Origin of the sequence: Pseudaminobacter soli (ex Li et al. 2025) (assembly GCF_003012705.1) — a bacterium.
GTDB lineage: Bacteria > Pseudomonadota > Alphaproteobacteria > Rhizobiales > Rhizobiaceae > Pseudaminobacter > Pseudaminobacter soli.
Window position 1 is genome coordinate 257,106 of the sequence record NZ_PXYL01000005.1, and the last position, 22,475, is coordinate 279,580.

The 22,475-nt window shown below is 63.3% G+C and carries 21 protein-coding genes; 14 read left to right on the top strand and 7 right to left on the bottom strand.

Annotated features, from left to right (window positions below):
- The first annotated feature begins 302 nt into the window (after positions 1-302).
- On the top strand, positions 303-1,841 hold the full coding sequence (locus C7I85_RS12845) for a 4-hydroxyphenylacetate 3-hydroxylase N-terminal domain-containing protein (protein ID WP_106724382.1): 1,539 nt from the start codon (positions 303-305) through the stop codon (positions 1,839-1,841).
- Positions 1,842-1,853: 12 nt separating this feature from the next.
- Complete coding sequence (locus C7I85_RS12850) at positions 1,854-2,366, top strand: flavin reductase (protein ID WP_106724383.1); 513 nt, start codon at positions 1,854-1,856, stop codon at positions 2,364-2,366.
- Positions 2,367-2,410: 44 nt separating this feature from the next.
- Here C7I85_RS12850 and C7I85_RS12855 read toward each other — a convergent pair whose 3' ends face one another.
- Complete coding sequence (locus tag C7I85_RS12855) at positions 2,411-3,889, bottom strand: aldehyde dehydrogenase (RefSeq protein WP_106724384.1); 1,479 nt, start codon at positions 3,887-3,889, stop codon at positions 2,411-2,413.
- Positions 3,890-3,964: 75 nt separating this feature from the next.
- Positions 3,965-5,416 (bottom strand): APC family permease, encoded by a 1,452-nt coding sequence (locus C7I85_RS12860; protein WP_106724385.1) that lies wholly within the window; start codon positions 5,414-5,416, stop codon positions 3,965-3,967.
- A gap of 285 nt (positions 5,417-5,701) precedes the next feature.
- Here C7I85_RS12860 and C7I85_RS12865 point away from each other — a divergent pair, with 285 nt between their 5' ends.
- The 6 genes from C7I85_RS12865 to C7I85_RS12890 are packed head-to-tail and all read left to right on the top strand — an operon-like array spanning position 5,702 to position 12,056.
- On the top strand, positions 5,702-6,484 hold the full coding sequence (locus C7I85_RS12865) for an IclR family transcriptional regulator (RefSeq protein WP_106724386.1): 783 nt from the start codon (positions 5,702-5,704) through the stop codon (positions 6,482-6,484).
- The gene (locus C7I85_RS12870) at positions 6,484-7,737 is read left to right on the top strand and encodes a Tm-1-like ATP-binding domain-containing protein (protein ID WP_106724387.1); all 1,254 of its coding nucleotides are present in this window, start codon (positions 6,484-6,486) and stop codon (positions 7,735-7,737) included. The genes C7I85_RS12865 and C7I85_RS12870 overlap by 1 nt, the downstream gene beginning before the upstream one ends.
- On the top strand, positions 7,734-8,381 hold the full coding sequence (locus tag C7I85_RS12875) for an HAD-IA family hydrolase (protein ID WP_106724474.1): 648 nt from the start codon (positions 7,734-7,736) through the stop codon (positions 8,379-8,381). The genes C7I85_RS12870 and C7I85_RS12875 overlap by 4 nt, the downstream gene beginning before the upstream one ends.
- A 17-nt stretch (positions 8,382-8,398) precedes the next feature.
- Complete coding sequence (locus C7I85_RS12880) at positions 8,399-9,757, top strand: aspartate aminotransferase family protein (protein WP_106724388.1); 1,359 nt, start codon at positions 8,399-8,401, stop codon at positions 9,755-9,757.
- Position 9,758: 1 nt separating this feature from the next.
- The gene (locus C7I85_RS12885; RefSeq protein ID WP_106724389.1) at positions 9,759-11,042 is read left to right on the top strand and encodes an aspartate aminotransferase family protein; all 1,284 of its coding nucleotides are present in this window, start codon (positions 9,759-9,761) and stop codon (positions 11,040-11,042) included.
- Between the two features lie 6 nt (positions 11,043-11,048).
- Complete coding sequence (locus C7I85_RS12890) at positions 11,049-12,056, top strand: phosphotransferase enzyme family protein (protein ID WP_106724390.1); 1,008 nt, start codon at positions 11,049-11,051, stop codon at positions 12,054-12,056.
- A 20-nt stretch (positions 12,057-12,076) separates the two neighbouring features.
- Here C7I85_RS12890 and hpaR read toward each other — a convergent pair whose 3' ends face one another.
- Positions 12,077-12,565 (bottom strand): homoprotocatechuate degradation operon regulator HpaR, encoded by a 489-nt coding sequence (hpaR, locus tag C7I85_RS12895; protein WP_428832851.1) that lies wholly within the window; start codon positions 12,563-12,565, stop codon positions 12,077-12,079.
- A 114-nt stretch (positions 12,566-12,679) separates the two neighbouring features.
- Here hpaR and C7I85_RS12900 point away from each other — a divergent pair, with 114 nt between their 5' ends.
- The 6 genes from C7I85_RS12900 (at position 12,680) to hpaI (ending at position 18,208) form a co-directional block, all read left to right on the top strand.
- Positions 12,680-13,075 (top strand): 5-carboxymethyl-2-hydroxymuconate Delta-isomerase, encoded by a 396-nt coding sequence (locus tag C7I85_RS12900; protein WP_106724392.1) that lies wholly within the window; start codon positions 12,680-12,682, stop codon positions 13,073-13,075.
- A gap of 68 nt (positions 13,076-13,143) precedes the next feature.
- Positions 13,144-14,661 carry a 5-carboxymethyl-2-hydroxymuconate semialdehyde dehydrogenase gene (gene hpaE, locus C7I85_RS12905; RefSeq protein ID WP_106724393.1) on the top strand — a complete coding sequence of 506 codons (1,518 nt, stop codon included), beginning with the start codon at positions 13,144-13,146 and terminating at the stop codon, positions 14,659-14,661.
- Between the two features lie 41 nt (positions 14,662-14,702).
- Positions 14,703-15,683 (top strand): 3,4-dihydroxyphenylacetate 2,3-dioxygenase, encoded by a 981-nt coding sequence (gene hpaD / locus C7I85_RS12910; protein WP_106724394.1) that lies wholly within the window; start codon positions 14,703-14,705, stop codon positions 15,681-15,683.
- A 24-nt stretch (positions 15,684-15,707) separates the two neighbouring features.
- Complete coding sequence (locus C7I85_RS12915; RefSeq protein ID WP_106724395.1) at positions 15,708-16,580, top strand: fumarylacetoacetate hydrolase family protein; 873 nt, start codon at positions 15,708-15,710, stop codon at positions 16,578-16,580.
- A 3-nt stretch (positions 16,581-16,583) separates the two neighbouring features.
- On the top strand, positions 16,584-17,387 hold the full coding sequence (gene hpaH / locus C7I85_RS12920; protein WP_106724396.1) for a 2-oxo-hept-4-ene-1,7-dioate hydratase: 804 nt from the start codon (positions 16,584-16,586) through the stop codon (positions 17,385-17,387).
- Positions 17,388-17,395: 8 nt separating this feature from the next.
- Positions 17,396-18,208, top strand: a complete 813-nt coding sequence (gene hpaI / locus C7I85_RS12925) for a 4-hydroxy-2-oxoheptanedioate aldolase (protein WP_106724397.1) — start codon at positions 17,396-17,398, stop codon at positions 18,206-18,208.
- A 54-nt stretch (positions 18,209-18,262) separates the two neighbouring features.
- Here the strand turns inward: hpaI and C7I85_RS12930 are convergent, their stop codons facing one another.
- The 4 genes from C7I85_RS12930 to C7I85_RS12945 are packed head-to-tail and all read right to left on the bottom strand — an operon-like array spanning position 18,263 to position 22,290.
- The gene (locus C7I85_RS12930; protein WP_106724398.1) at positions 18,263-19,438 is read right to left on the bottom strand and encodes an ABC transporter ATP-binding protein; all 1,176 of its coding nucleotides are present in this window, start codon (positions 19,436-19,438) and stop codon (positions 18,263-18,265) included.
- Complete coding sequence (locus C7I85_RS12935) at positions 19,431-20,573, bottom strand: extracellular solute-binding protein (RefSeq protein ID WP_106724399.1); 1,143 nt, start codon at positions 20,571-20,573, stop codon at positions 19,431-19,433. The genes C7I85_RS12930 and C7I85_RS12935 overlap by 8 nt, the downstream gene beginning before the upstream one ends.
- Positions 20,573-21,415: an ABC transporter permease gene (locus C7I85_RS12940; RefSeq protein WP_106724400.1), complete on the bottom strand. Its 843-nt coding sequence runs from the start codon at positions 21,413-21,415 to the stop codon at positions 20,573-20,575. Before C7I85_RS12940 ends, C7I85_RS12935 begins: the two co-directional genes overlap by 1 nt.
- Positions 21,412-22,290 (bottom strand): ABC transporter permease, encoded by an 879-nt coding sequence (locus tag C7I85_RS12945; RefSeq protein ID WP_106724475.1) that lies wholly within the window; start codon positions 22,288-22,290, stop codon positions 21,412-21,414. The genes C7I85_RS12940 and C7I85_RS12945 overlap by 4 nt, the downstream gene beginning before the upstream one ends.
- Positions 22,291-22,475 lie beyond the last annotated feature (185 nt).

Consider the following 22,475-nt stretch of genomic DNA (forward strand, 5'->3'; position numbering starts at 1 on the left):
AAGTCCAATCTTTTGTCTTCGATGAAGTAGGAGCCACTGCCGCGCATCCAGTAGGTGATCTGCCCCATCAGGTCGTGCTTGTGCGCACTCACCTGTCCCTGATGCAGGCTTTTCCGTGCCATGACCGTTTCCACATGGAAAAAGCCGGGTTCGAGCGGTTGCTCCGGCTCGCCATAGACAAAGAAACTGGGAATAGCCTCGCCCATGATCCCCCCGAAAAAGTGCAAGCCATTTTGCCATTCTGTCCATGGCGACAGCCGGACGCAATGCCTAGTCTCGATGCAACTCACGGGAGGAGTGACATGAGAGCTGAAGAGTTTCGAGCCGACGCGGCGCGGCCGTTCACTGGCGCCGAATATCTGGAAAGCCTGCGCGACGGGCGTGAGGTCTATATCAACGGCGAAAAGGTCGCGGACGTCACCGCCCATCCGGCGATGCGCAATTCGGTCAGGTCGCTTGCCCGCCTTTACGACGCGCTGCACGATCCGGCGAAGAAGGACGTCCTGACGTCGCCGACCGATACCGGCTCGGGCGGCTACACGCACAAATATTTCCGCGTCGCGCGGTCCTCGGCCGACCTCGCGGCGCAGCAGGGAGCCATCGCCGAGTGGGCACGCATGTCCTATGGCTGGATGGGGCGCACCGCCGACTACAAGGCCGCTCTGATGAACACGCTGGGAGCCAATGCCGCATGGTACGGCCCCTTCAAGGACAACGCACTCGCCTGGCACAAGCGGGCCCAGGAGGCCGCGCTGTTCATGAACCACGCGATCGTCAACCCGCCGATCGATCGCCACAAGCCCGCAGATGCCGTGAAGGACGTGTTCGTCCACATCACCAAGGAGACGGATGCCGGCATCTATGTGTCCGGCGCCAAGGTCGTGGCGACCTCATCGGCACTGACCCACTACAATTTCCTGGCGCAGAGCTCGGCCACCGTGACCGAAGACCCGTCGCTGTCGGTCATGTTCATCGTGCCGATGAACGCGCCCGGGATAAAAATGTTTTGCCGTGTCTCCTATGAGCAGACGGCCAACACGGTCGGCCATCCCTTCGACTATCCCCTCTCCTCCCGCTTCGACGAGAACGACGCGATCCTGGTGCTCGACAACGTGTTCGTGCCCTGGGAGGACGTGCTGGTGCTGCGCGACGCCGCCAAGATCCTGTCCTTCCATCCGGCGTCGGGCTTCATGCATGGCTACTGCTTCCAGGGCTGCACACGCTTTGCGGTGAAGCTCGACTTCCTCGCCGGGCTTCTGGCCAAGGCGCTGCGGGCGACGGGCGGCGATGCCTTCCGCGGCAACCAGGCGGCACTCGGCGAAGTCATCGCGCTCCGGCACATGTTCTGGAGCTTCTCCAACGCCATGGCCTACAACCCTATCCCCTGGGCGGATGGCGCGGTGCTTCCCAATCTGGAAGCAGCACTTTCCTACCGGACTTTCATGTCAGAAGCCTATCCGCGCGTGATCGAGACAATCCGCAAGGTCATCGCCTCGGGCCTCATCTACCTGCCTTCGTCCGCAAAGGATTTCGGCAATGACGAGATCGACCGCTACCTGGCGCAATATGTGCGCGGCTCCAACGACATGGGCCATATCGAGCGCATCAAGATCATGAAGCTCTTGTGGGACGCGACCGGCACCGAGTTCGGCGGCCGCCACGCCCTCTACGAGCTCAACTATGCCGGCGCGCCGGAGGAAGTCAGGCTGCAGGTGCTGAAGGGCGCCGAGCGCGGCGGGCGCCTCAAGGAAATGGAGGCGCTGGTCGACACCTGCATGGCCGACTACGATCAGAACGGCTGGACGAACGACACCTGGCTGCCGCCCCTTGGCCAGTCCTGACCGGTGAACGCCATGGGCGAGGCCGTTTCCAGGACTGAATTCCGAAACGCGATGGCGCGGGTCTGCGCGCCGGTCAATGTCGTCACCACCAACGGACCCGCCGGGCGCGGCGGGTTCACCGCCACCGCCATGTGCTCGGTCACCGACGATCCGCCCAGCGTGCTCGTCTGCATGAACAGCCGCTCGGCGCAGTGTCCGCTCTTCATCGAAAACCAGCGCTTCTGTGTGAATGTGCTGAGCCACGACCACAAGGAACTGGCGGCCCATTTCGCGGGCGCGACGGCGGACATGGCCGAACGCTATGCCGCCGCAGACTGGGTCGAAATGAAGTCCGGCAGCCATGCGCTGGCGGACGCGATCGTGGCACTGGACTGCGAACTGGCCGACGCAAGGCTCGTCGGCACGCATCACCTCTTCATCGGCCGCGTGGTCGACATTCGCTCACGCTCGGACGGCAACGCGCTTCTCTACTTCGACCGCCACTACGTTCACGTGCCGACGCAGCTCGGTAGCTTCGGCGGCTGAACGCGGATCGGCGGACCTACCACTGATCCCTGTCGCAACCGACCCTACAGCTGAATCCAGGCCGTCTTCAAATCCACATACTTGTCCAGCGCGTGCAGCGACTTGTCATAGCCGTTGCCGGACTGCTTGACGCCGCCCAGCGGCACGGTGTTGTCCGCGCCGCCATAGGTGTTCACATGCACCACTCCGGCGCGGATGCCGCACACCATGCGGTGCGCGCGGGAAAGGTTCGAGGTCCATACCGCCGATGCCAGGCCATATTCGGTGGCGTTGGCGATGCGCAGCGAGTCCGCCTCGTCGTCGAAGGGGATGATGGACAGGATCGGCCCGAAAACCTCTTCCCTGGCGAGCGTCATTTCCGGCGAGACGTCGAAGACGGTCGGCTCCATGTAGAACCCGCCGGTTTCTTCCAGGATGCGCTTGCCGCCGGTTCTGAGGCGTGCGCCCTCGCCAAGAGCCTGCTCCGCGAAGCTGAGATTTTTGCGCAGTTGAACATCGCTTGAAATCGCCCCTGCTTGCGTCGTGAGCAGCAGCGGGTCGCCCACCTTCATCTCGGCGGCAATGGCCGCGACCTTTTCGGAAAACGCCTCGCAAATCGAACGCTCGACGAGCAGGCGCGAGCCGGCAACGCAGACCTGACCGGAGTTGCGGAAGATGCCAAAGGCCGAAACTTTCGCCGCCTGGTCGAGGTCCGGAGCGTCGGCAAAGACGATGTTGGGCGACTTTCCGCCGAGTTCCAGATAGACGCGCTTGAGGTTGGAGCGCGCCGAATATTCGAGGAGGCGCCGGCCGACATTGCCCGAGCCGGTGAAGGCAAGCACGTCGATGTCGGGGTGCAGGCCGATCGCTTCGCCGGTCACCGCGCCCCTGCCCGTCACGACATTGAGAACGCCCTCCGGCAGACCGGCCTCGGCGCAGATCTCGGCCAGTCGCAGCAGGGTCAGCGACGCCCCTTCAGCAGGCTTCAGCACGACCGAATTGCCAGCCGCGAGCGCCGGCGCCACCTTCCAGGCGCCGATCATCATCGGAAAATTCCACGGTACGATGGCCGCGACGACGCCAACGGGCTCGCGGTGGATAAGGCCGAGAACGTTGCCGGCCGTTGGCGCGACCTCGCCATAAACCTTGTCGAGCGCTTCGGCATAGTAGCGGAACGTGCCCGCGGCACTTCCCGGCTCCGCCTTCAGCGCCATGGAGATCTCGGTGCCGTTGTCGCGCACGCCGAGCACCGCAAGCTCCAGCGCGTGCTTCTCGATCAGGTCGGCGATCCGGCCCAGCACCTTCTTCCGCTCGGCAGGGGCGGCCTTTGACCAGACGCCCTTTTCGAAGGCAGCGCGGGCGGCACCAACTGCCGCATCCACATCATGGTTGTCAGCGTCGGCAATGGTCGTGAGCCGGCTTCCGTCGATGGGCGAAATCACATCCATCGTCGCGCCCGACCGAGCCTCGCGCCAGTTGCCCGCCACAAACAGCTCTTGCGCTGGAACACTGTTCAGACGCAACTGGTCGATCTTTTCCTGCATGACGGGTTCCTGTCGGCGAATTCGTATCGAGAATGGTTGAACCGGCGGGGGAACTCCCCCGCCGGTTCATGACTATCAGGCTTCCATGCCGGCGCCGAGGCGCGCGAAGGAAACGCTGTTTCGGGATTTGAGCGATGCCGCGAGGGCAAAGCCGATGATGCCGGCAATCAGCACCAGGCCCGGCAGGAAGACGGCAAGGAAGCCGCCAGCACCCGCCAGGTCGCCGAAATTGGAGGCGATGAAGATCACCAGCGCCAGAAGGATGAGGCCGGTGATCGCCGGGATGATCCTGGTCACCAGTGCGCTCGGCTCAAGACCGGGATTGCGGCCGAAGAAGACCACGATGGCAAAGGCCGTCAGCGCCATCAAAACCATGATGGCGAGCGTGCCGACATTCGTCAGCCAGGAGAAGAGAGCCAGAACCGGGTCCTGACCGGTGAAGGCGAAAAGCCCGATGACGAGAACCGCAATGATCGTCTGGATGACCGAAGCGACATGGGGGCTCTGGTAGACCCGATGGGTAACGCCGATCGATTCCGGCAGCAGCTTTTCGCGGCCGGCCACATACATGTAGCGGGCAACGCCATTGTGGAAGGCAAGCACGCTGGCGAACAGGCTGGTGACGAACAAGAGGCTCATGATCGGAGGCAGCCAGGAGCCGACATAGCGCTCGGCCAGGCCGAAGAGGAAGGTCGTCGGATCGGCAAGTCCCTGCAGTTCAGGCACCAGCTTGTCGGCGCCCGCGCCGTTCACCATCAGCCACGAGGTGAACATGTAGAACAGGCCGATGATCAGCACCGAGATGTAGGTCGCGCGCGGCACGGTCTTGTGTGGTTCGCGGGCTTCCTCGCTGTAGATCGTGGTCGCCTCGAAGCCGATGAAGGCGGCGAAGCAGAAGAGAATGCCGATGGACGGCGAGCCACTGAAGAAGGCGGTGGGCGTGAAGGACGAGAAGCCAAGACCGCCGTCACCGCCCTTGCCGAGGATCGCGACGTTGATGACCATCACGACCGCATATTCCAGGAGGACGAGAACGGTCAGGATCTTCGCCGAAAGGTCGACGCGGCGATAGCCGAACACCGCAACCAGCGCGATGCCGATATAGGTCCACACCCACCAGGGCAATTCCAGCCCAAGGCCAGCAAAGAAGCCCGACGTGGCGGCGCCGAACAAGCCGAAAATGCCGATCTGCATGCAATTATAGGCAAGGATGGCGATCAGAGCGGCAGCGCCCCCCATCATGCCGCCAAGCCCCTGTGCGGTGTATGCGTAGAAAGCGCCGGCGTTGCGGATATGCCGCGCCATGGCGACATAGCCGACCGCAAATAGCAGCAGAACGGTGGTGACCAGCAGGAAGCCGGCCGGAATGCCGGCGCCGTTGCCGAGCATCATTGAAAGCGGCACGCCGCCTGCGACCGCCGTCAGCGGCGCGGCTGCCGAAACCACGAGAAACGTGACCGCGCCGACACCAAGCGCATTCTTGCGCAGTTGGTTCGCCCCGGTCGCGGGCGAAGATTGACTGTCCATGTTTTCGCTCCCCTTTTGGCAGCTTCTGCCATCTGCCCTTGGACGGTTCTCCAAAGGCCTCCTCCGTCGAAGCGGGTTGAGACAGCGAATTTCCTCTTGCCGTCTGTCTATTTCGGTTCATTATTTGAACCGTCGCTTCAAATATAGACTTGCAAAGGACGCATCTACCTGTCAAGTTATTTCGCATGTTAAGTATCCCGGCCCGATAGAATCGGCCACTCAGCGATCACCACAAGGGGACAGGTATCGGGAGACTTCAGGCGGCGCTCAGCAGCGGAGGAATTGATGAGCACCATCGGAAAGGCGCTGACTTTGCTGGACGCGGTATCGCGCCTGGAGAAGGACGTCGGGCTCACCGAGATCGCAAGGCACTGCGGGCTCGACAAGGCTACCGCGCGCCGCTTCCTCGTCGAGCTGGAGAAGCACGGCTTCGTCGAGCAGGACCCCGAGACCCGGCGCTATCGGATCGGCGGAGCGCCGGTGCGGCTTGCGCGCATTCGCGAGGCCCGTTTTCCCTATCTCAGCACCGCCGCCCCCTTCGTCCGGGAACTGGCGGAGGCGTCGGGCGAAACCGTGCACCTGTCGGAATATGCTGCCGGCAGGTTGTCGACGATCCTGGTGGAGGACTCGCCGCGCGCAAACCGCGTCATCGTCGATGTCGGCAGCGTTCTGCCTTTCCACGCTACAGCGTCTGGCCTCGCCTTCCTTGCCTTCTGCTCCGCCAGACAGCTGGAGGACGTGCTGTCCGCGCCGCTCGAAGCCTTCACCGAAAACACGGTCACCTCCGCAAACGACCTGCGCAGCCTGTTGGCCGAAACGGCGAGGCGCGGCTATTCGGTCTGCCTGCAGGGCCTCGAAAGCGGCGTGATCAGCACGGCGGCACCAATAAAGGCGCCCAACAGCCTGCCCATCGGCACCATCGCGGTCGCCGCACCCTTGGTCCGCGCCGACGAGGCAACGATCCACCGGCTCGGATCGACCACTGCGGCCACCGCAAAACGCATTTCGGAAAAATTCTTTGGACTTGAGCAGCTTGCTGCTCAGCCGCTGGCGAGGAGGGCCGGCTGATGAATGCGATGAACCGTCTACCCAACATACTTGTCCTGGGAACGGGAGACACAAAGAGCGAGGAACTCGAATTCATGGCTTCCGTCATTCAGGAAGCCGGTGGCGTGCCGGTCATGGTAGACGTCAGCATTCTTGGCGATCCTCCCTACACGCCTGAATATTCGCGGCACGACGTTGCCGCCGCCATCGGCAAGACCATCGAGGCGATCGCGACCAGCGGCGACGAAAACAGCGCCATGGAACTGATGGCGTCTGGTGCTGCCACCCTCGTCCGCAACCTCCATGAAGCCGGCCAGGTGGATGGCGTCATCGTCCTTGGCGGCTCGCTCGGCACCGACCTTGCGCTCGACGTCGCCGCCGTCCTGCCGCTCGGCGTGCCAAAATTCGTCGTATCGACCATCGCCTATTCGCATCTTCTGCCGCCGGAACGCATCGCGCCGGACCTGATGATGATTCTGTGGGCCGGTGGGTTGTACGGACTGAACAGCATCTGCCGTTCGGTACTGTCGCAGGCCTGCGGCGCGGTCGTCGGCGCCGCCCGCTTCGGCATCAGGCCGAGCAGCGAGCGGCCGCTCATCGGCATGACCTCGCTGGGGTCGAGCTGCCTCAAATACATGAAATACCTCAAGCCCGAGCTGGAGCGCCGCGGTTACGACGTCGCCGTCTTCCACGCGACTGGTATGGGCGGCCGCGCCTTCGAGGCGATTGCCGCGCAGAAGGGGTTTGCCGCGGTCTTCGATTTCTGCATCCAGGAGGTGAGCAACCACCACCATGGAACGGTGGTGACCTCCGGCCCGGACCGCATGGAAAATGCGGGCCGCGTCGGCATACCCCAGCTGGTGGCGCCCGGCGCGGTCGACATGGTGGACCTGCAGGCCTGGCGCGAACTGCCCGCTGCCCTGGCCGACCGGCCCTATCACGCCCACAACCGGCTGATCGGCTCGGTCACCACCGCTCCGGAAGGGCGGCGCGAGATCGCCCGCGTCATCGGCGGCAAGCTGGCCGGCACGAACGCCGAGGTCGCGTTCATCCTGCCGCTCAAGGGCATCCAGGAGTGGGACCAGGAGAACGAGCCGTTGCACGAGCCCGAAGCGCTGGACGCCTTCATCGACGAGATGCGTCGCGCGGTTCCCGGGAGCGTCAGCCTGCACGAGGTTGACAGCCACATCAACGAGCTGGAATTTTCGCAAAAAGCGCTCGCTATCTTCGACGAATGGATCGCACGCGGCATCGTGCCCGGGGGCCGGCCATGACCGGACGCGCACTGATCCTCGATTTCGGCGGCGTCGTCACGCGCACACTTTTCGAGACACATGACGTGACCGAACGCGCGCTCGGACTTGCACCCGGCAGCCTGACCTGGCGCGGACCGTTCGACCCGGCGACCGATCCGGTCTGGGTGTCCATGCAGAAGCGCGAGATCACCGAGCGCGATTACTGGATGACGCGCACCCAGGAGGTCGGCCGTCTCGTCGGCGAGGAATGGACCGACATGAAGACCTTCGTGCAGCGGGCCCGCGGAGCCGATGCCGAACTGGTGCTGCGCCCGGAAGCGCGCGACGCGATCCTGAAGGCGAAAGCGGCCGGCATCCGGCTCGCTATTCTCTCCAACGAGCTCGACCTGTTTTACGGCGTCGAGTTCCGCAAGCGCTTCCCGCTGATCGATCTCTTCGAGATCATCGTGGACGCCACCTACACCAAGATTTTGAAGCCCGATCCCCGCGCCTATGAGCTTGTTCTGTCGGAACTCGACCTGCCGCGCGAGGCCTGCGTCTTCGTCGACGACCAGAAGAAGAATATCGAGGGCGCCGAAGCGGTGAAGCTTCCTTGCGTCCATTTCGATGTCACCCGGCCTGCCGAGGGCTATGCGACAGCCCTCACCATGCTCGGCCTTTGAACGGACAGGAACGAAAAATGCGTGAAGCCAATTTCCTCATCGAGAACAACGCCCGCCATCTGTGGCATCCGATGGCCCATCCGGCCGAGATGCAGGCGTCGCCGCCCAGGATCGTCAATGCCGGCGAAGGCGTCGAAATCACCGACATCCATGGCAAGCGCGTGCTCGATGCTGTCGGCGGACTGTGGAACGTCAATCTCGGCTATTCCTGCGACCCGGTGAAGGAAGCCATCCGCCAGCAACTCGAGCAGCTCCCCTACTATTCGACCTTCCGCGGCACCACCAATTCGCCGCTGATTGAGCTGTCCTACGAACTGGCCGAATGGTTCAAGGAAGATGGGCTGGTCCGCTCCTTCTACACCTCCGGCGGCTCGGATTCAGTGGAAACCTGCCTGCGTCTCGCCCGCCAGTACCACAAGCTGAACGGCCAGCCCGAGCGGACGAAATTCTTCGCACTTAAGAAAGGCTATCACGGCACGCATTTCGGCGGCGCCTCCGTCAACGGCAATTCCAACTTCCGCCGCAACTACGAGCCGCTGCTGCCCGGCGTCTTCCATCTCCCCTCGCCCTTCACCTATCGCAATCCCTTTGGGACCATCGACGGTGCGGAGATCGCCAAGGGCATTGCCCGCCTTTTCGAGGACGAGATCGCCTTCCAGGGCGCCGACACCATCGCCGCGCTGATCATGGAACCTGTGCTCGGCGCCGGCGGCGTGATCGTGCCGCACGAAACCTTCATGCCGCTGATGCGGGAGATCTGCGACCGCCACGGCATCCTGCTCATCGCGGACGAGGTGATCACCGCCTTCGGCCGCACGGGCGCCTGGACGGGTTCGCGACTGTGGGGCGTCAAGCCCGACCTGATGTCCACGGCCAAGGCGATCACCAACGGCTACTATCCGTTCGGCGCGGTGATGATCTCCGAAAAGGTCGCGCAGGTGTTCGAGAACAACAAGAGCGCGATGGGCTCCATCGGCCATGGCTACACCTATTCCGGCCATCCGGTCGGCGCAGCGGCTGCCCTTGCATCGCTTAAGGAGATGCAGCGGCTCAACGTGGCTGCCAACGCCCAGGTGCGCGGCGAGGAACTGATCGCCGGCCTCAAGGAACTCTATGAGCGTCACGAACTGGTCGGCGATGTACGTGGCAAGGGGTTGATGTGCGCGATCGAGCTCGTCTCCGATCGGGAGAAGAAGACCGGCGCGGCAAAGGACATCGTCCAAAAAGTCCAGGATGTCGCCTATGAGGCGGGCGTCATGGTCCGCACCTCGGGCGCGAACGTCATCATCTCGCCGCCGCTCATCATCACCGCCGAGGATGTCACCCGCATCGTTTCGGCACTTGACGCCGGTCTGTCCGCTGCCGGAGGCAAGTGAGATGGCAGACAACAGCGCGCTTCTGGCCCGGCGCGAGCGGCTGCTTGGCCGTAACATGTCGCTGTTCTATCAGGACCCCGTACACATCGTGCGGGGCGAAGGCGTCTGGCTCTGGGACGCCGACGGGCGGCGCTATCTCGACTGCTACAACAACGTGCCCCATGTGGGGCACTGCCACCCCCGCGTGGTCGAGGCGATCGCAAGGCAGGCGTCCACCCTCAACACGCATACCCGCTACTTGCACGAAGGCATCCTCGACTATGTCGAGCGCCTGACGGCGACTTTCGACAAGAGCCTAGACACCGCGATCCTGACCTGCACCGGAAGCGAAGCCAACGACATCGCCCTGCGCATGGCCCAGGCGGCCACCGGCAAGACGGGCGTGATCGCCACCGATCACACCTATCACGGCAACACAGCCGCCGTTTCGCAACTGTCGACCCGCATGCCGCCGGTCGGCGGCTTCGGCGGCCATGTGCGCCATGTTCCCGCGCCCGACAGCTATCGCCCGCTCGGCGGCGAGTCGGGCGAGGCCTTTGCGAGCGCTTTCGCCGCCGAGGTCGAAAAGGCCATTGCTTCGCTACAGGAGAGCCCCTTCGGCTTCTCGGCGCTCATCATCGACCCGTTCTTCGCCAATGAGGGCTTTCCCGACCTGCCGCAAGGGTTTCTGGAGAAGGCAGTGGCGGCGGTACGCAAGGCGGGCGGGCTGGTGATCGCCGACGAGGTGCAGCCCGGTTTCGGCCGCACCGGCGAACACATGTGGGGCCACCAGCGCGCGGGCATCGTGCCTGACATCGTCACCCTGGGCAAACCCATGGGCAACGGCCACCCCATCGGCGGCGTCGTCGCGGGCGCCGATACGCTCAATGCGTTCCGTAAAGCCTTCCGCTATTTCAACACTTTTGGCGGCAATCCCGTCTCATGTGCCGCGGCCACAGCGGTTCTCGACGTGATCGAGGACGAGAAGCTGGTCGACAATGCGCGTGAGGTAGGCACCTATGCCCGCGCCGGCCTTCTGCGCTTGCAGGAGAAGCACGGCATCATCGGCGACGTACGGGGCAGCGGGCTGTTCTTCGGCGCAGAGCTCGTCCTCGACCGGAGCGAGAAAACGCCGGCCGCCGACCTCGCCACCAAGGTCATCAACGACATGCGGGAACGCGGCGTGCTGATGGGCAAGCTCGGCATCCATCAGTGCTCGACCAAGATCAGGCCGCCCATGCCCTTCTCCAAAGAACATGCAGACCTGATGCTGTCTGTGCTCGACGACGTTCTTGCGGCCTTGTGATCGACGATGGCGGATCATCTCCAGCAAGAACTGGTCGATGCGCTCGGCGCGCGCGCCTGCGAGGCGCTCGCGCATTGGGGCCTTGCCGGCCAGCAACCCGAGCTGCTGAAATATCGGGAGAACGCGGTCTTCCGCATCGCGCTGGCAAACGGCGAACCCGCGGCGTTGCGGATCCATCGTCCGGGCTATCATGACGAGGCCGCGCTGGTCTCCGAACTGCGCTGGATGACGGCGCTGCGCGAGGGCGGGCTGGCGGTGCCCTCGTCAGTGCCTGCGGCCGACGGCCATGTCCTTGTCCATCTGCCCGCGACCGGCGGCTTCGATGCGCAGCACGCCGACATCGTGACCTGGATGCACGGCTCGCCTCTCGGGCAGAGCGGCACCCCGCTCACCCACGAGCCGGATACGCAGTTCGCGATCTTCTTCGCGATCGGCGCGGCGATGGCTGAGATGCACAATCTCACCGACAGTTGGAGCCTTCCCGACGGCTTCTCCCGCGCCGCCTGGGATGCCGATGGGCTCCTGGGAGAACGGCCGCTCTGGGGTCGGTTCTGGGATTGCGCCGGGCTTTCCGCCGAACACCGGTCGGCCCTCACAGATCTCAGGACGCGTCTTCGGAATCTGCTCGGCAATATTCCCGCCGAATACCTCGACTACGGCCTGATCCACGCCGACCTCGTGCGTGAGAATATGCTGATCGACGGAAACTCTGTCGGCTTCATCGACTTCGACGATGCGGGCTTCGGCTATCGCATGTTCGATATCGCGACGGCCCTGCTCAAGAACCGCATCGAACCTCATTACAAGCAACTGGAGACCGCACTTGTCGCGGGATATCGCAGCAAGCGCGATTTGAGCGATGCAGCGCTTTGCACCCTGCCGCTATTTCTCACATTGAGAAGTGTGACCTATATCGGCTGGCTGGCGGAACGGCCGGAGTTTCCGAATGCGGCGGCGCGGCTGGCGCGTTACGCCGACGAGGCACTGCGCCTGGCCGAAGAGCTTCCGAAATGAGGCTGGTGGTGGTGGGCGGATCAGACGCCGAGCGTGGCGAGATCATCCAGCATGTCGAGAAGTTTTTCGACACGCTCCTTGCCGTACTTCGCCTCGAGCGTCGCATAGATGGCCCGACTCTCGGGGCCGACCTCGGCGATGACCTTCATGCCCGCCGGTGCGATTTCGAGCAGAACCCTGCGGCCGTCTTCGGCGTCCTTGCTCTTGCTGATCAGGCCGCGCTCCTCGAGCGAGCGGATGATGCGCGTCAGGCTGGGCGCCAGGATGAAGGCCTTCTCGGCCATTTCAGTGGCATCGACCTGGCCGGTCTCAGCGAGAATGCGGATCACCCGCCATTGCTGCTCGGTGATCTCGTGCTGCGCCAGCATCGGCCGGAAATGCCCCATCACCGCTTCGCGTGCCCTCAAAAGCGCTATCGGCAGCGAGCGGCGCGTATTGTGGGGAAGAAGGGCGTCCTGCCCGTGTTCGGCTGAGGATTTCTGGCGGCTCATGTGTGCTCTATGCGGCATTTCTCGCCTTTCCGCAATTGCCGGGCCATCATGGACACGGGCTGAAATCCCGCTTGACAGCGGACCGATTATTTTTAACATGTTAAATATATAGCGAAGGGGATCGGGCAAAAAATGCCGCACTTCACGATCGAGTACTCGGCCAATCTCGACGCGCGCGTTGATTTCGACCGCCTCTGCCGCTCCGTCCACGAAACCATCATGCAGACCGGGCTGTTCGAGCTTGGCGCGGTGCGCGTGCGCACGATCCGCAGCGAGCATTATGCGGTCGCGGACCTTTTGCCGGAAAACGGTTTCATCGACATGTCGTTTCGCATCGGTCGCGGCCGCTCCGAGGACGAGAAGAAGCGGACGGGCGAGGCCATCTTTGCGACGGTCACGCGCGAGCTTGAGGATCTGTTCGCCACGCCTCACTTCGCCCTCACCCTCGAAATCCGTGAGATCGACCCGCAGCTGAGCTGGAAGAAGAACGCGATCCATCCCCGGCTCCGCAACGCCGACACGCGATAGCCCCTTCCAGTTCGCACCCACGTTCCAGCGCGGCCCGCAAGGGTGGCGTGCCACCATCGGAGAATGAAATGTCCAAACTCGATGAGAATATCGCCAAGGCGGAAGGCTTCCTCGCCCGCTTCCGCCAGCATGGCGTGCTCAACCACATCAATGGTGAATCGGCGCCGGCGGTCGGCGGCGAGACGTTCGATACGATATCGCCCATCGATCTGAAGCCGATTGCAAAGGTCGCGCTCGGCCGCGCCGCCGACGTCGATCTCGCCGCAAAGGCAGCCAAGGAAGCCTTCCCGGCCTGGGCGGCGATGCCCGGCGACGCGCGCAAGAAGCTCCTGCACAAGATCGCTGACGCCATCGTCGCGCGCGCCGAGGAGATTGCCTTCGTCGAGTGCATGGACACCGGCCAGTCGCTCAAGTTCATGTCCAAGGCCGCCCTGCGCGGCGCCGAGAACTTCCGCTTCTTCGCGGACCGCGCGCCTGAGGCGCGCGATGGGAAGACACTGCGCGGCGGCAACCAGATCAACATGACCACGCGCGTGCCCATCGGCCCGGTCGGCATCATCACGCCGTGGAACACGCCTTTCATGCTGTCTACGTGGAAGATCGCGCCCGCGCTTGCCGCCGGCTGCACGGTCGTCCACAAGCCTGCCGAGTTTTCGCCGCTCACGGCCCGGCTGCTAATCGAGATCGCCGAGGAGGCAGGGCTGCCCAAGGGCGTGTGGAACCTCGTCAACGGCTTCGGCGAGGATGCCGGCAAGGCGCTGACAGAACACCCGGACATCAAGGCCATCGGCTTCGTCGGCGAAAGCCGCACGGGCTCGATGATCATGAAGCAGGGCGCCGATACGCTGAAGCGCGTCCACTTCGAGCTCGGCGGAAAGAACCCCGTCATCGTCTTCGCCGACGCCGATCTGGAGCGTGCAGCCGATGCCGCCGTGTTCATGATCTACTCGCTCAATGGCGAGCGCTGCACCTCCTCGTCACGACTGCTGGTCGAGGAAAGCATCTACGACGGCTTCACCGCCAAGGTCGCCGAGCGGGCCAAGCGCATCAAGATCGGCCATCCGCTAGATCCGGAAACGGTCGTCGGCCCGCTCATCCATCCGGTGCATGAGAAGAAGGTGCTCGAATATATCGGCATCGGCCAGCAGGAAGGCGCCACCCTCGCCGCCGGCGGCACGAAGTTCGATGGCCCGGGCGGCGGCTGCTACGTTTCACCCACGCTCTTCACCGACGCCAACACCGGCATGCGCATCGCACAGGAAGAGATTTTTGGCCCTGTGCTGACCGCCATTCCCTTCAAGGACGAGGCCGAGGCGCTCGCGCTCGCCAATGACGTCCGTTACGGCCTTGCCGGCTATCTCTGGACGTCGGATGTCACGCGCGCCTTCCGTTTCACTGATCAGCTCGAAGCCGGGATGATCTGGGTGAATTCGGAGAATGTGCGCCACCTGCCGACCCCGTTCGGCGGCGTCAAGAACTCCGGCATCGGCCGCGACGGCGGCGACTGGTCCTTCGATTTCTACATGGAAACCAAGAACGTGGCGTTCGTCAGCTCGGCGCATGCCATTCAGAGGCTCGGCGTCTGAGCGCGCGACAGCCGCGCCCAACGCTCGTGGAGGAGACACTCATGCCATTGCCCAAACCGAACCTTCATCCGCCCTTCAACATCGTGCGGCTGAGCCATATCGAGCTCGCCGTCACCGATCTTGCCAAGTCGCGCGCGTTCTACGTCGACGTGCTCGGCCTTCAGGTCACCGACGAGACGGCCGACACGATCTATCTGCGCGCGATGGAAGAACGCGGCCATCACTGCATCATCTTGAAGAAGGCGGGCACGGCAGAGGCGCGGGACCTCGGCTTCAAGGTCTATAGCGAGGAAGACCTGGACAAGGCAGCGCATTTCTTCAAGCAGAAGGACCTGCCGGTCGAATGGATCGAGCGGCCCTACCAGTCGCGCACCTTCCGCACGCGCGATCCGCAGGGCATTCCACTCGAATTCTATTCGAAGATGGACCGCCTGCCGCCGATCCATCAGAAATACGCGCTCTATAAGGGCGTGAAGCCGCTGCGCATCGATCACTTCAACTGCTTCTCGCCGAATGTCGACGAGGCGGTAGCCTTCTACAACGAGATCGGCTTCCGGGTGACTGAGTACACCGAGGACGAGGAAACCGGGCGCCTCTGGGCGGCCTGGACGCACCGCAAGGGCGGCGTGCACGACATCGCCTTTACCAACGGCCGCGGCCCGCGCCTGCATCACACCGCATTCTGGGTGCCGACGCCGCTGAACATCATTGACCTGCTCGACCTGATGTCCACCTCCGGCTGGCTCGCCAATATCGAGCGCGGCCCCGGCCGCCATGGCATCTCGAACGCCTTCTTCCTCTATGTCCGTGACCCCGACGGCCATCGCATCGAGATCTACTGCTCCGACTACCAGACGGTCGATCCGGATCTGGAGCCGATCAAATGGGACCTCAAGGACCCGCAGCGCCAGACCTTGTGGGGCGCACCGGCTCCGCGTTCCTGGTTCGAGGAAGGGAGCAATTTTGCCGGCACCGAGGCCAGGGAATCGATCCTCAAGGCCCAGCCTATCGTGGCACCGTAAGCATAGATGGGCGGAAGGACTGACATGGAACGCGCAAGATTCGCCACATTCTCCATCGCCGGGGCGCAAAGATACGGCCTGGTCACCGATTGCGGGGTCGTCGACCTCACGGCGCGGCATGGCAAGCAATGGCCGACGCTGCGCGAGGTCATCGAGGCGGGCGCGCTACAGCGCCTCGCCGACGAGGCAGCGGGTCTTACCCCGGATATCGACCTTGGCGACATCCGCTACGAGATTCCTGTCCCGGCTCCGGAAAAGATCATCTGCGTCGGCGTGAACTTCCCCGACCGCAACGAGGAGTACAAGGACGGCCAGGCCGCCCCTTCCAACCCCTCGCTCTTCATCCGCTTCCCGCGTTCGTTCGTGGGCCACAAGCAGGCCTTAGTGAGGCCGCCGGAAAGCCCCCAGCTCGACTATGAGGGCGAGATCGTCATCGTCGTCGGCAAGGGCGGGCGCCGCATTCCCGAAGCCTCCGCGCTCGACCACATCGCCGCCCTGTCGCTCTGCAACGAGGGCACGCTGCGCGACTGGGTGCGGCACGGCAAGTTCAATGTCACGCAGGGCAAGAATTTCGATCGCAGCGGTTCCATCGGCCCATGGCTCGTACCCTTCACCGACGAGGCGCAACTCGTCGACATCAAGCTGGAAACGCGCGTCAATGGTGAGGTGCGCCAGCAGGACCGCACCAGCCGGATGATCTTTTCCTTCCGCAAGATCATCAGCTACATCTCCACCTTCACGACGCTCGTGCCGGGCGATGTCATCGTCACCGGCACGCCGACGGGAGCGGGCGCACGCTTCGATCCGCCGATCTGGCTGAAGCCCGGCGATGTCGTGGAAGTCGAAGCCGAATGCATCGGTCTTCTGCGCAATACGATTGCTGACGAGGTGGTCTGAACCATGCTGACAAGCGCCGAAATTACCACTGCGGTGAAGGCACTGGACAACGCCGAGCGAAGCCGCGTCCAGACGGGCCTGCTTTCCCTGAAACATCCTGAAATGACCATGGACGATGCCTATGCCGTCCAGTCTGCCTGGGTGAAGCAGAAGATCGCCGACGGCCGCAAGGTGATCGGCTGGAAGATCGGCCTCACCTCCAAGGCGATGCAATATGCGCTGAACATCGACATTCCGGATTCCGGCGTGCTGTTCGACGACATGATGTTCGAGGACGGCGCCACGATCCCGAAGGAGCGCTTCATCCAACCGCGCATCGAGGCCGAGATCGCCTTTGTCATGAAGGCCCCGCTCAGCGGGCCGAACGTCACCGTCTTCGACGTGCTCAACGCGACGGACTACGTCACGCCCGCGCTCGAAATCCTCGACACCCGCATCCTGCGGGTCGATCCGGAAACGAAGAAGGCCCGCACCATCGTCGACACCATCTCCGACAACGCCGCCAATGCCGGCATCGTCATCGGCGGCCGCGCGATGCGCCCGCAGGAGGTCGACATGCGCTGGATGGGCGCCATCGTCTCCCGCAATGCCGAGGTGGAAGAAACCGGTCTTGGCGCTGGCGTCCTCAATCATCCGGCGCGCGGTATCGCGTGGCTAGCAAACCGCCTCGCCGCCTATGGCGAGAGCATCGAGGCCGGCCAAATCGTACTTGCCGGCTCCTTCATCCGCCCCGTCGAAGCCCGCCACGGCGACACGATCGTCGCCGATTTCGGGCCCTACGGGACGATCAGCTGCTTCTTCGAATGAGGTCCTGAATGCCGGCCCCTCGCAATAGTTTCAAACAGGCGCTTCGGGACGGCCGGACGCAGATCGGCATGTGGCTTGCGCTCGCCAGCCCCTACACTGCCGAAATCTGCGCCGGAGCCGGGTTCGACTGGCTGGTCCTCGACGCCGAACACGCACCCAACGACATCCCCTTGCTGCTGTCGCAGCTTCAGGCGTTGGCCGCCTCGAGCAGCCACGCGGTGGTGCGGCCGCCAATCGGCGAAGCTTGGCTGATCAAGCAGATCCTCGACATCGGCGCCCAGACGCTACTGGTGCCGATGGTCGAAAGCGGCGAGCAGGCGCGCGCCTTGGTGCGGGCTACCCGCTATCCACCGCACGGCATGCGCGGCGTGGGCGCGGCCCTTGCGCGCGCCTCCGCCTTCAACCGCATTCCGGATTATCTGCAGAGTGCCAACGACGAGATCTGCTTGCTGCTGCAGGTCGAGAGCCGGGCGGGACTTGCCGCCCTCGACGACATCGCCTCGACCGAAGGCGTCGATGGGGTCTTCATTGGCCCTGCTGATCTCGCCGCCGACATGGGGTATCTCGGCAAGCCCGGTGCGCCGGAAGTGCAACAAGCACTTGAAGCCGCCCTCACCCGCATCCGCTCGCATGGCAAGGCCGCCGGCATCCTGACCTCCGACCAGACGCTCGCCCGCCGCTATGTCGAACTGGGGGCGAGTTTCGTCGCCGTCGGCAGCGATGTGGGGCTTCTGGTGGCGGCGACGACGAACCTTCGCGCCAGCTTTGCGGGCGCCGAAAAGCAGCCGTCGCACAGCGAAAGCAAGGGCGCCGTCTACTGACTTTGATCGAACTGCCCCAGGCGCACTTCAATGCGCCCCTACGCATCACCTGTCTCAGGCGATGCGTAGGCCTTTTTCATCCAGCAGCACACAGCCCGCCGGATCGAAGCCGACATTGATTGCCTCGCCTTCGCGCGCGACCTTGCCGTCTATCGGCGTATTGGCGCGGATGATCGTCCGCTCGCCAATGTCGATCTCATAGATGGCACTGCCGCCGAGATAAGAGGTCGAGACCACGCGCCCCGCCAGCTTGTTTGCCGGGACCGAGGCGCCGACCGACAGCTTTTGCGGGCGCACCACCACGGAGACACGAGCCCCGGGCGTCAGCACCTTCGGCGAAACCGCGGTGACGGCCTGCCCGGCCGAAAGCGTGATCGTTGCCTTATGCCCGTCGACCGACGAGACGACGCCCGGCAGCATGTTCGCCTTGCCGAGGAAGTCGGCCACGAAGGCGGTTGCCGGCGTCTCATAGACCTGTTCGGGCGAGCCGATCTGCTCCATCGTGCCTGCATCCATGACGACGATCTGGTCGGACATCGAGAGTGCCTCTTCCTGATCGTGGGTCACGAAGATGGCCGTAATGCCCGTCTCCTTCTGGATTTTCTTGATCTCGACACGCATCTCCTCGCGCATATTGGCGTCGAGCGCCGAAAGCGGCTCGTCCAGAAGCAGAACCTCGGGCTCGAACACGATGGCGCGCGCCAGCGCGATGCGCTGCTGCTGACCGCCGGAGAGCTGCGACGGCAGCTTCTTCTCGCTGCCCGGAAGCCGCACCATCTCCAGCGCCTTGCTCACCCGGCGCGCGATCTCCGGTTTCGGCACATTGCGATACTTCAACCCGAAGGCGACATTGTCGAAGACGTTCTTGTGCGGAAAGAGCGCATAGCTCTGGAACACCAGGCCGATATTGCGCTTGTAGATCGGCACGTCGTCGACGCGCTTTCCGCCAATCGAAATCTGTCCGGCCGAAATATCGACCAGCCCCGCAATGGAGCGCAGGATTGTGGTCTTGCCGCAGCCGGAAGGGCCTAGCAGGGTGATAAAGCTGCCCTTGCGGATGGCGAGAGAGAAATTGCGCACCGCAACGAACTTGCCATAGGCGATGTCGATGTTGCGGAACTCGACCGCCGGCTTTTCCAGTTGCCCGCCGTCGCGAGCCGCGCCGGCCGGCAGTCCCCCGGCCGTTTCCGGCCGGGGTGTCTGGGCAGAGGTTTCCAGGCTCTCATGCACCTTTCGAAATCCTGTCCCACTGCTTGTTCCAAGCGTCTTCGTTGGTTGCCCAGTAGACCGGATCGGCGAAGGTCAGCGCCTTCATCGAGCCGGTCGGGTCGAAGGCGGGCAGCGTCGGGATCTTGTCGCCGAGCTTGACCTTGGTCGGGTCGAGCGACGGCGGATAGTTCTGGCCTTCGGCAACCGCAATCGAGGTGGCGGGCTCGAGCATGAAGTTGATCAGTTCCTCGCACTCGGGCATCGGCGAGCCCTTGAGGACCAGCATATCCTCCATCCAGGCATAGGAGCCCTTCGGGTCGATATAGCCGATCGGATGGCCCTGCTGCTGCAGCGCAGCGACGCGGCCGGACCAGGCGTCCGTGACAACGATCTCGCCCTTGGAAAGCAGGTCCATCAGCTCGGCGCCCGAGCTCCAGAACTTCTTGGCGAGGTCCCGGTTCTCGCGCACCTTCGCCCAGACGGCATCCATGTCCTGGATGTTGTTGGGGTCCTGGCCGCTCTGCAGCGCCGCATACCACACGCGCGTGGTCATGTCGGAATAGCCGCCCACCTTGCCGGCATACTTCTTGTCGAATAGCAGGCCGACGCCCTTTTCCTTGGCCTCGTCGTCCGAGATGACCTTGTTGTTATAGGCGATACCGGTGGTGCCGTAGTCGTAAGGCACAGCCGAGATCTTGGGCGTGATCTTGCGGAAGGGCTCGATCATCGGCGCCAGAACATTCGCCATATTGGGAATGTTGGCCTCGTTGATCTCCGAGTTCACGCCGGCATTCACGTATTTGATGTAGTAGTTCACGCCCGAAGAATGGATGACCTGGAAGTCGCCCGGCTTCGAGGTCTTGATCTTGGTGATGATCTCGTCCTCGTCGCCGAAGGTGCCCTGCACCACCTTGATGCCGGTCTTCTGGGTGTATGCCTGGAAGGCGTATTTATCGATCGCCTCCTGCACCACGCCGCCCCAACCGTCGAAGCGCACCTCGGTCGCGGCTGCCAGCGCGCGGCCGATCCAGGGCGTGGAAAGTCCCACCGAGGCGGCTGCGGCCGCCGTCAGGGTCAGGAAGGAGCGGCGGCTGATGTCGCCGTTCCCATATCGCTCGTTCAGTCGTTCAAGTCTCTTCGTGGTCGAAATTTTCATTATGCGTTCCCCTTTGCATCGACGCGTTTTCTCAACCGGGTAAGGCCTTGCAACATGAGCCCGCCGACCAGCGGAATGCCGACGGTCACGAGGATCATGACCGTGCCGAGGGCATTGATCTCCGGGCTTATCGAAATCTTGAGCATCGACAGGATCTGGGTCGGCATCGTCTCGACGCCGGCCGGCCGCCAGAACAGGCTCGCCGAAGTGTTGTCGAAGGAGATGGTGAAGGCCAGGAGCGCGCTGGCGACGACCGCCGGGATGAGCAGCGGCAGCGTGATCTCGCGGAACGACGAGATGCGCGACGCCCCCAGCGACAACGCCGCCTCCTCATAGGTACGCCTGATGCCAACCATGCGCGCCTGGGTGATCAGCACCACATAGGGCAACGCAAGCAGGATATGCCCGAGTAGCAAAAGCCCCATGCTGCGCGGCTGATCGACCGCCTTGATAAGCACCAGCAGCCCGACGCCCAGGATCGTCTCGGGCACCAGCGCGGGCAGAATGACCAGCGTGCCGAAGGTCGCCTTGCCGGGAAACTCGAAGCGAACCAGGGCATAGGCCGTGATGATGCCGAGCAGCGTCGTGACCGCCGCCGTGACGAACGCGATCCACATCGAGGTCCTGAAAGCGGTAAGCACCTGCTCGTTGGACAAAAGCTTGGCATACCACTGCAGGCTGAAGCCGGTGAGCGGGAAGCCGCCGAACATCGAGGCGTTGAAGGACAGCACAACAGTGGCGATGATCGGCGCGAACATGAAGATGTAGACGCAAAGCGTGATGAAGCCGGTCAGCCGCCAGGCCCATCGCCCTTCCTTGTCCTGATGTTGCCCCGCGATCATCCTCCGAGCCCCTTCACAATCTGGGACATGCCCATGTAGCGGGTATAGGCGGCCGCAAAGCAGCCGAGCACGACGAACAGCACAATGGAGAGTGTGGCGCCCATCGGCCAGTTAAGCTGGCCCATGATGGTGTCGTAGATCAGGTTGCCGAACAGCGCATCGCGCCCCGAGCCGAGCAGCTGCGGCGTCACATAGCTGCCGGCAGCGAGCACGAAGCAGAGCAGCAGGCCGGCTCCGAGCCCAGGCAACGACAGCGGCAGCGTGACCTCACGGAACGCCTGCGCGCTGGTGCAGCCCATGGACCGAGCTGCGGAAATCAGCGTGCGGTCGATGCTTTCGAGGCTCACATAGACGTTGAGGATCATGTAGGGCAGCAGGAAATGCAGGAGCCCCATGATCACCGCGCCCTCGGTGTAGAGCATCTGCAACGGCTGGTCGATCAGGCCGAGCTTGAGCAGCGTGACGTTGATGATCCCCTGCTCGCCCAGGATATGGATCCACGAGAAGGTGCGGATGGTGAAACTGATCCAGAACGGCACGATGAGCAGCAGAAGCAGCAGCCATTTATGCCGGAAGGTCGTCGCCCAGATGAAATAGGCAGGGAAATAGCCGAGAACCGCGCAGATGATCGCGGTCATGGCACCGACGCGAACGGTCTTCAGCAGGAAGCCGTGATAGTAGCTGTCGGTGAGGAATTCCTTCCAGTTGGCAAAGGTCAGCGCGCTCGTCTCGACGCCTGCCGTAACGAAGGTGAAGAAGGTATAGACCCCCATCACGGCGATCGGTAGCAGCAGGAACAGAAGAAGCAGCAATAACACCGGCGCAACCAGCATCCACGCCAGCCGCGGGTCGTACAGTTTCCAACCTTTGGTCATGCCCATTCAGTTCATGCTGCGCTGTCATGGCAGCGCTTTGTTATGTTCCCGGAACTGAGATTGGGCGATTGGCGGTCCGATGTCTACTGCCCGAATGAAGATTTTCTCACTCTTTGGAAAGTGATGCGGCGGGGCATCATAGCCCCCGGTCGAGCGAACGCGCCGAAACCTTCGGATCGCATGAA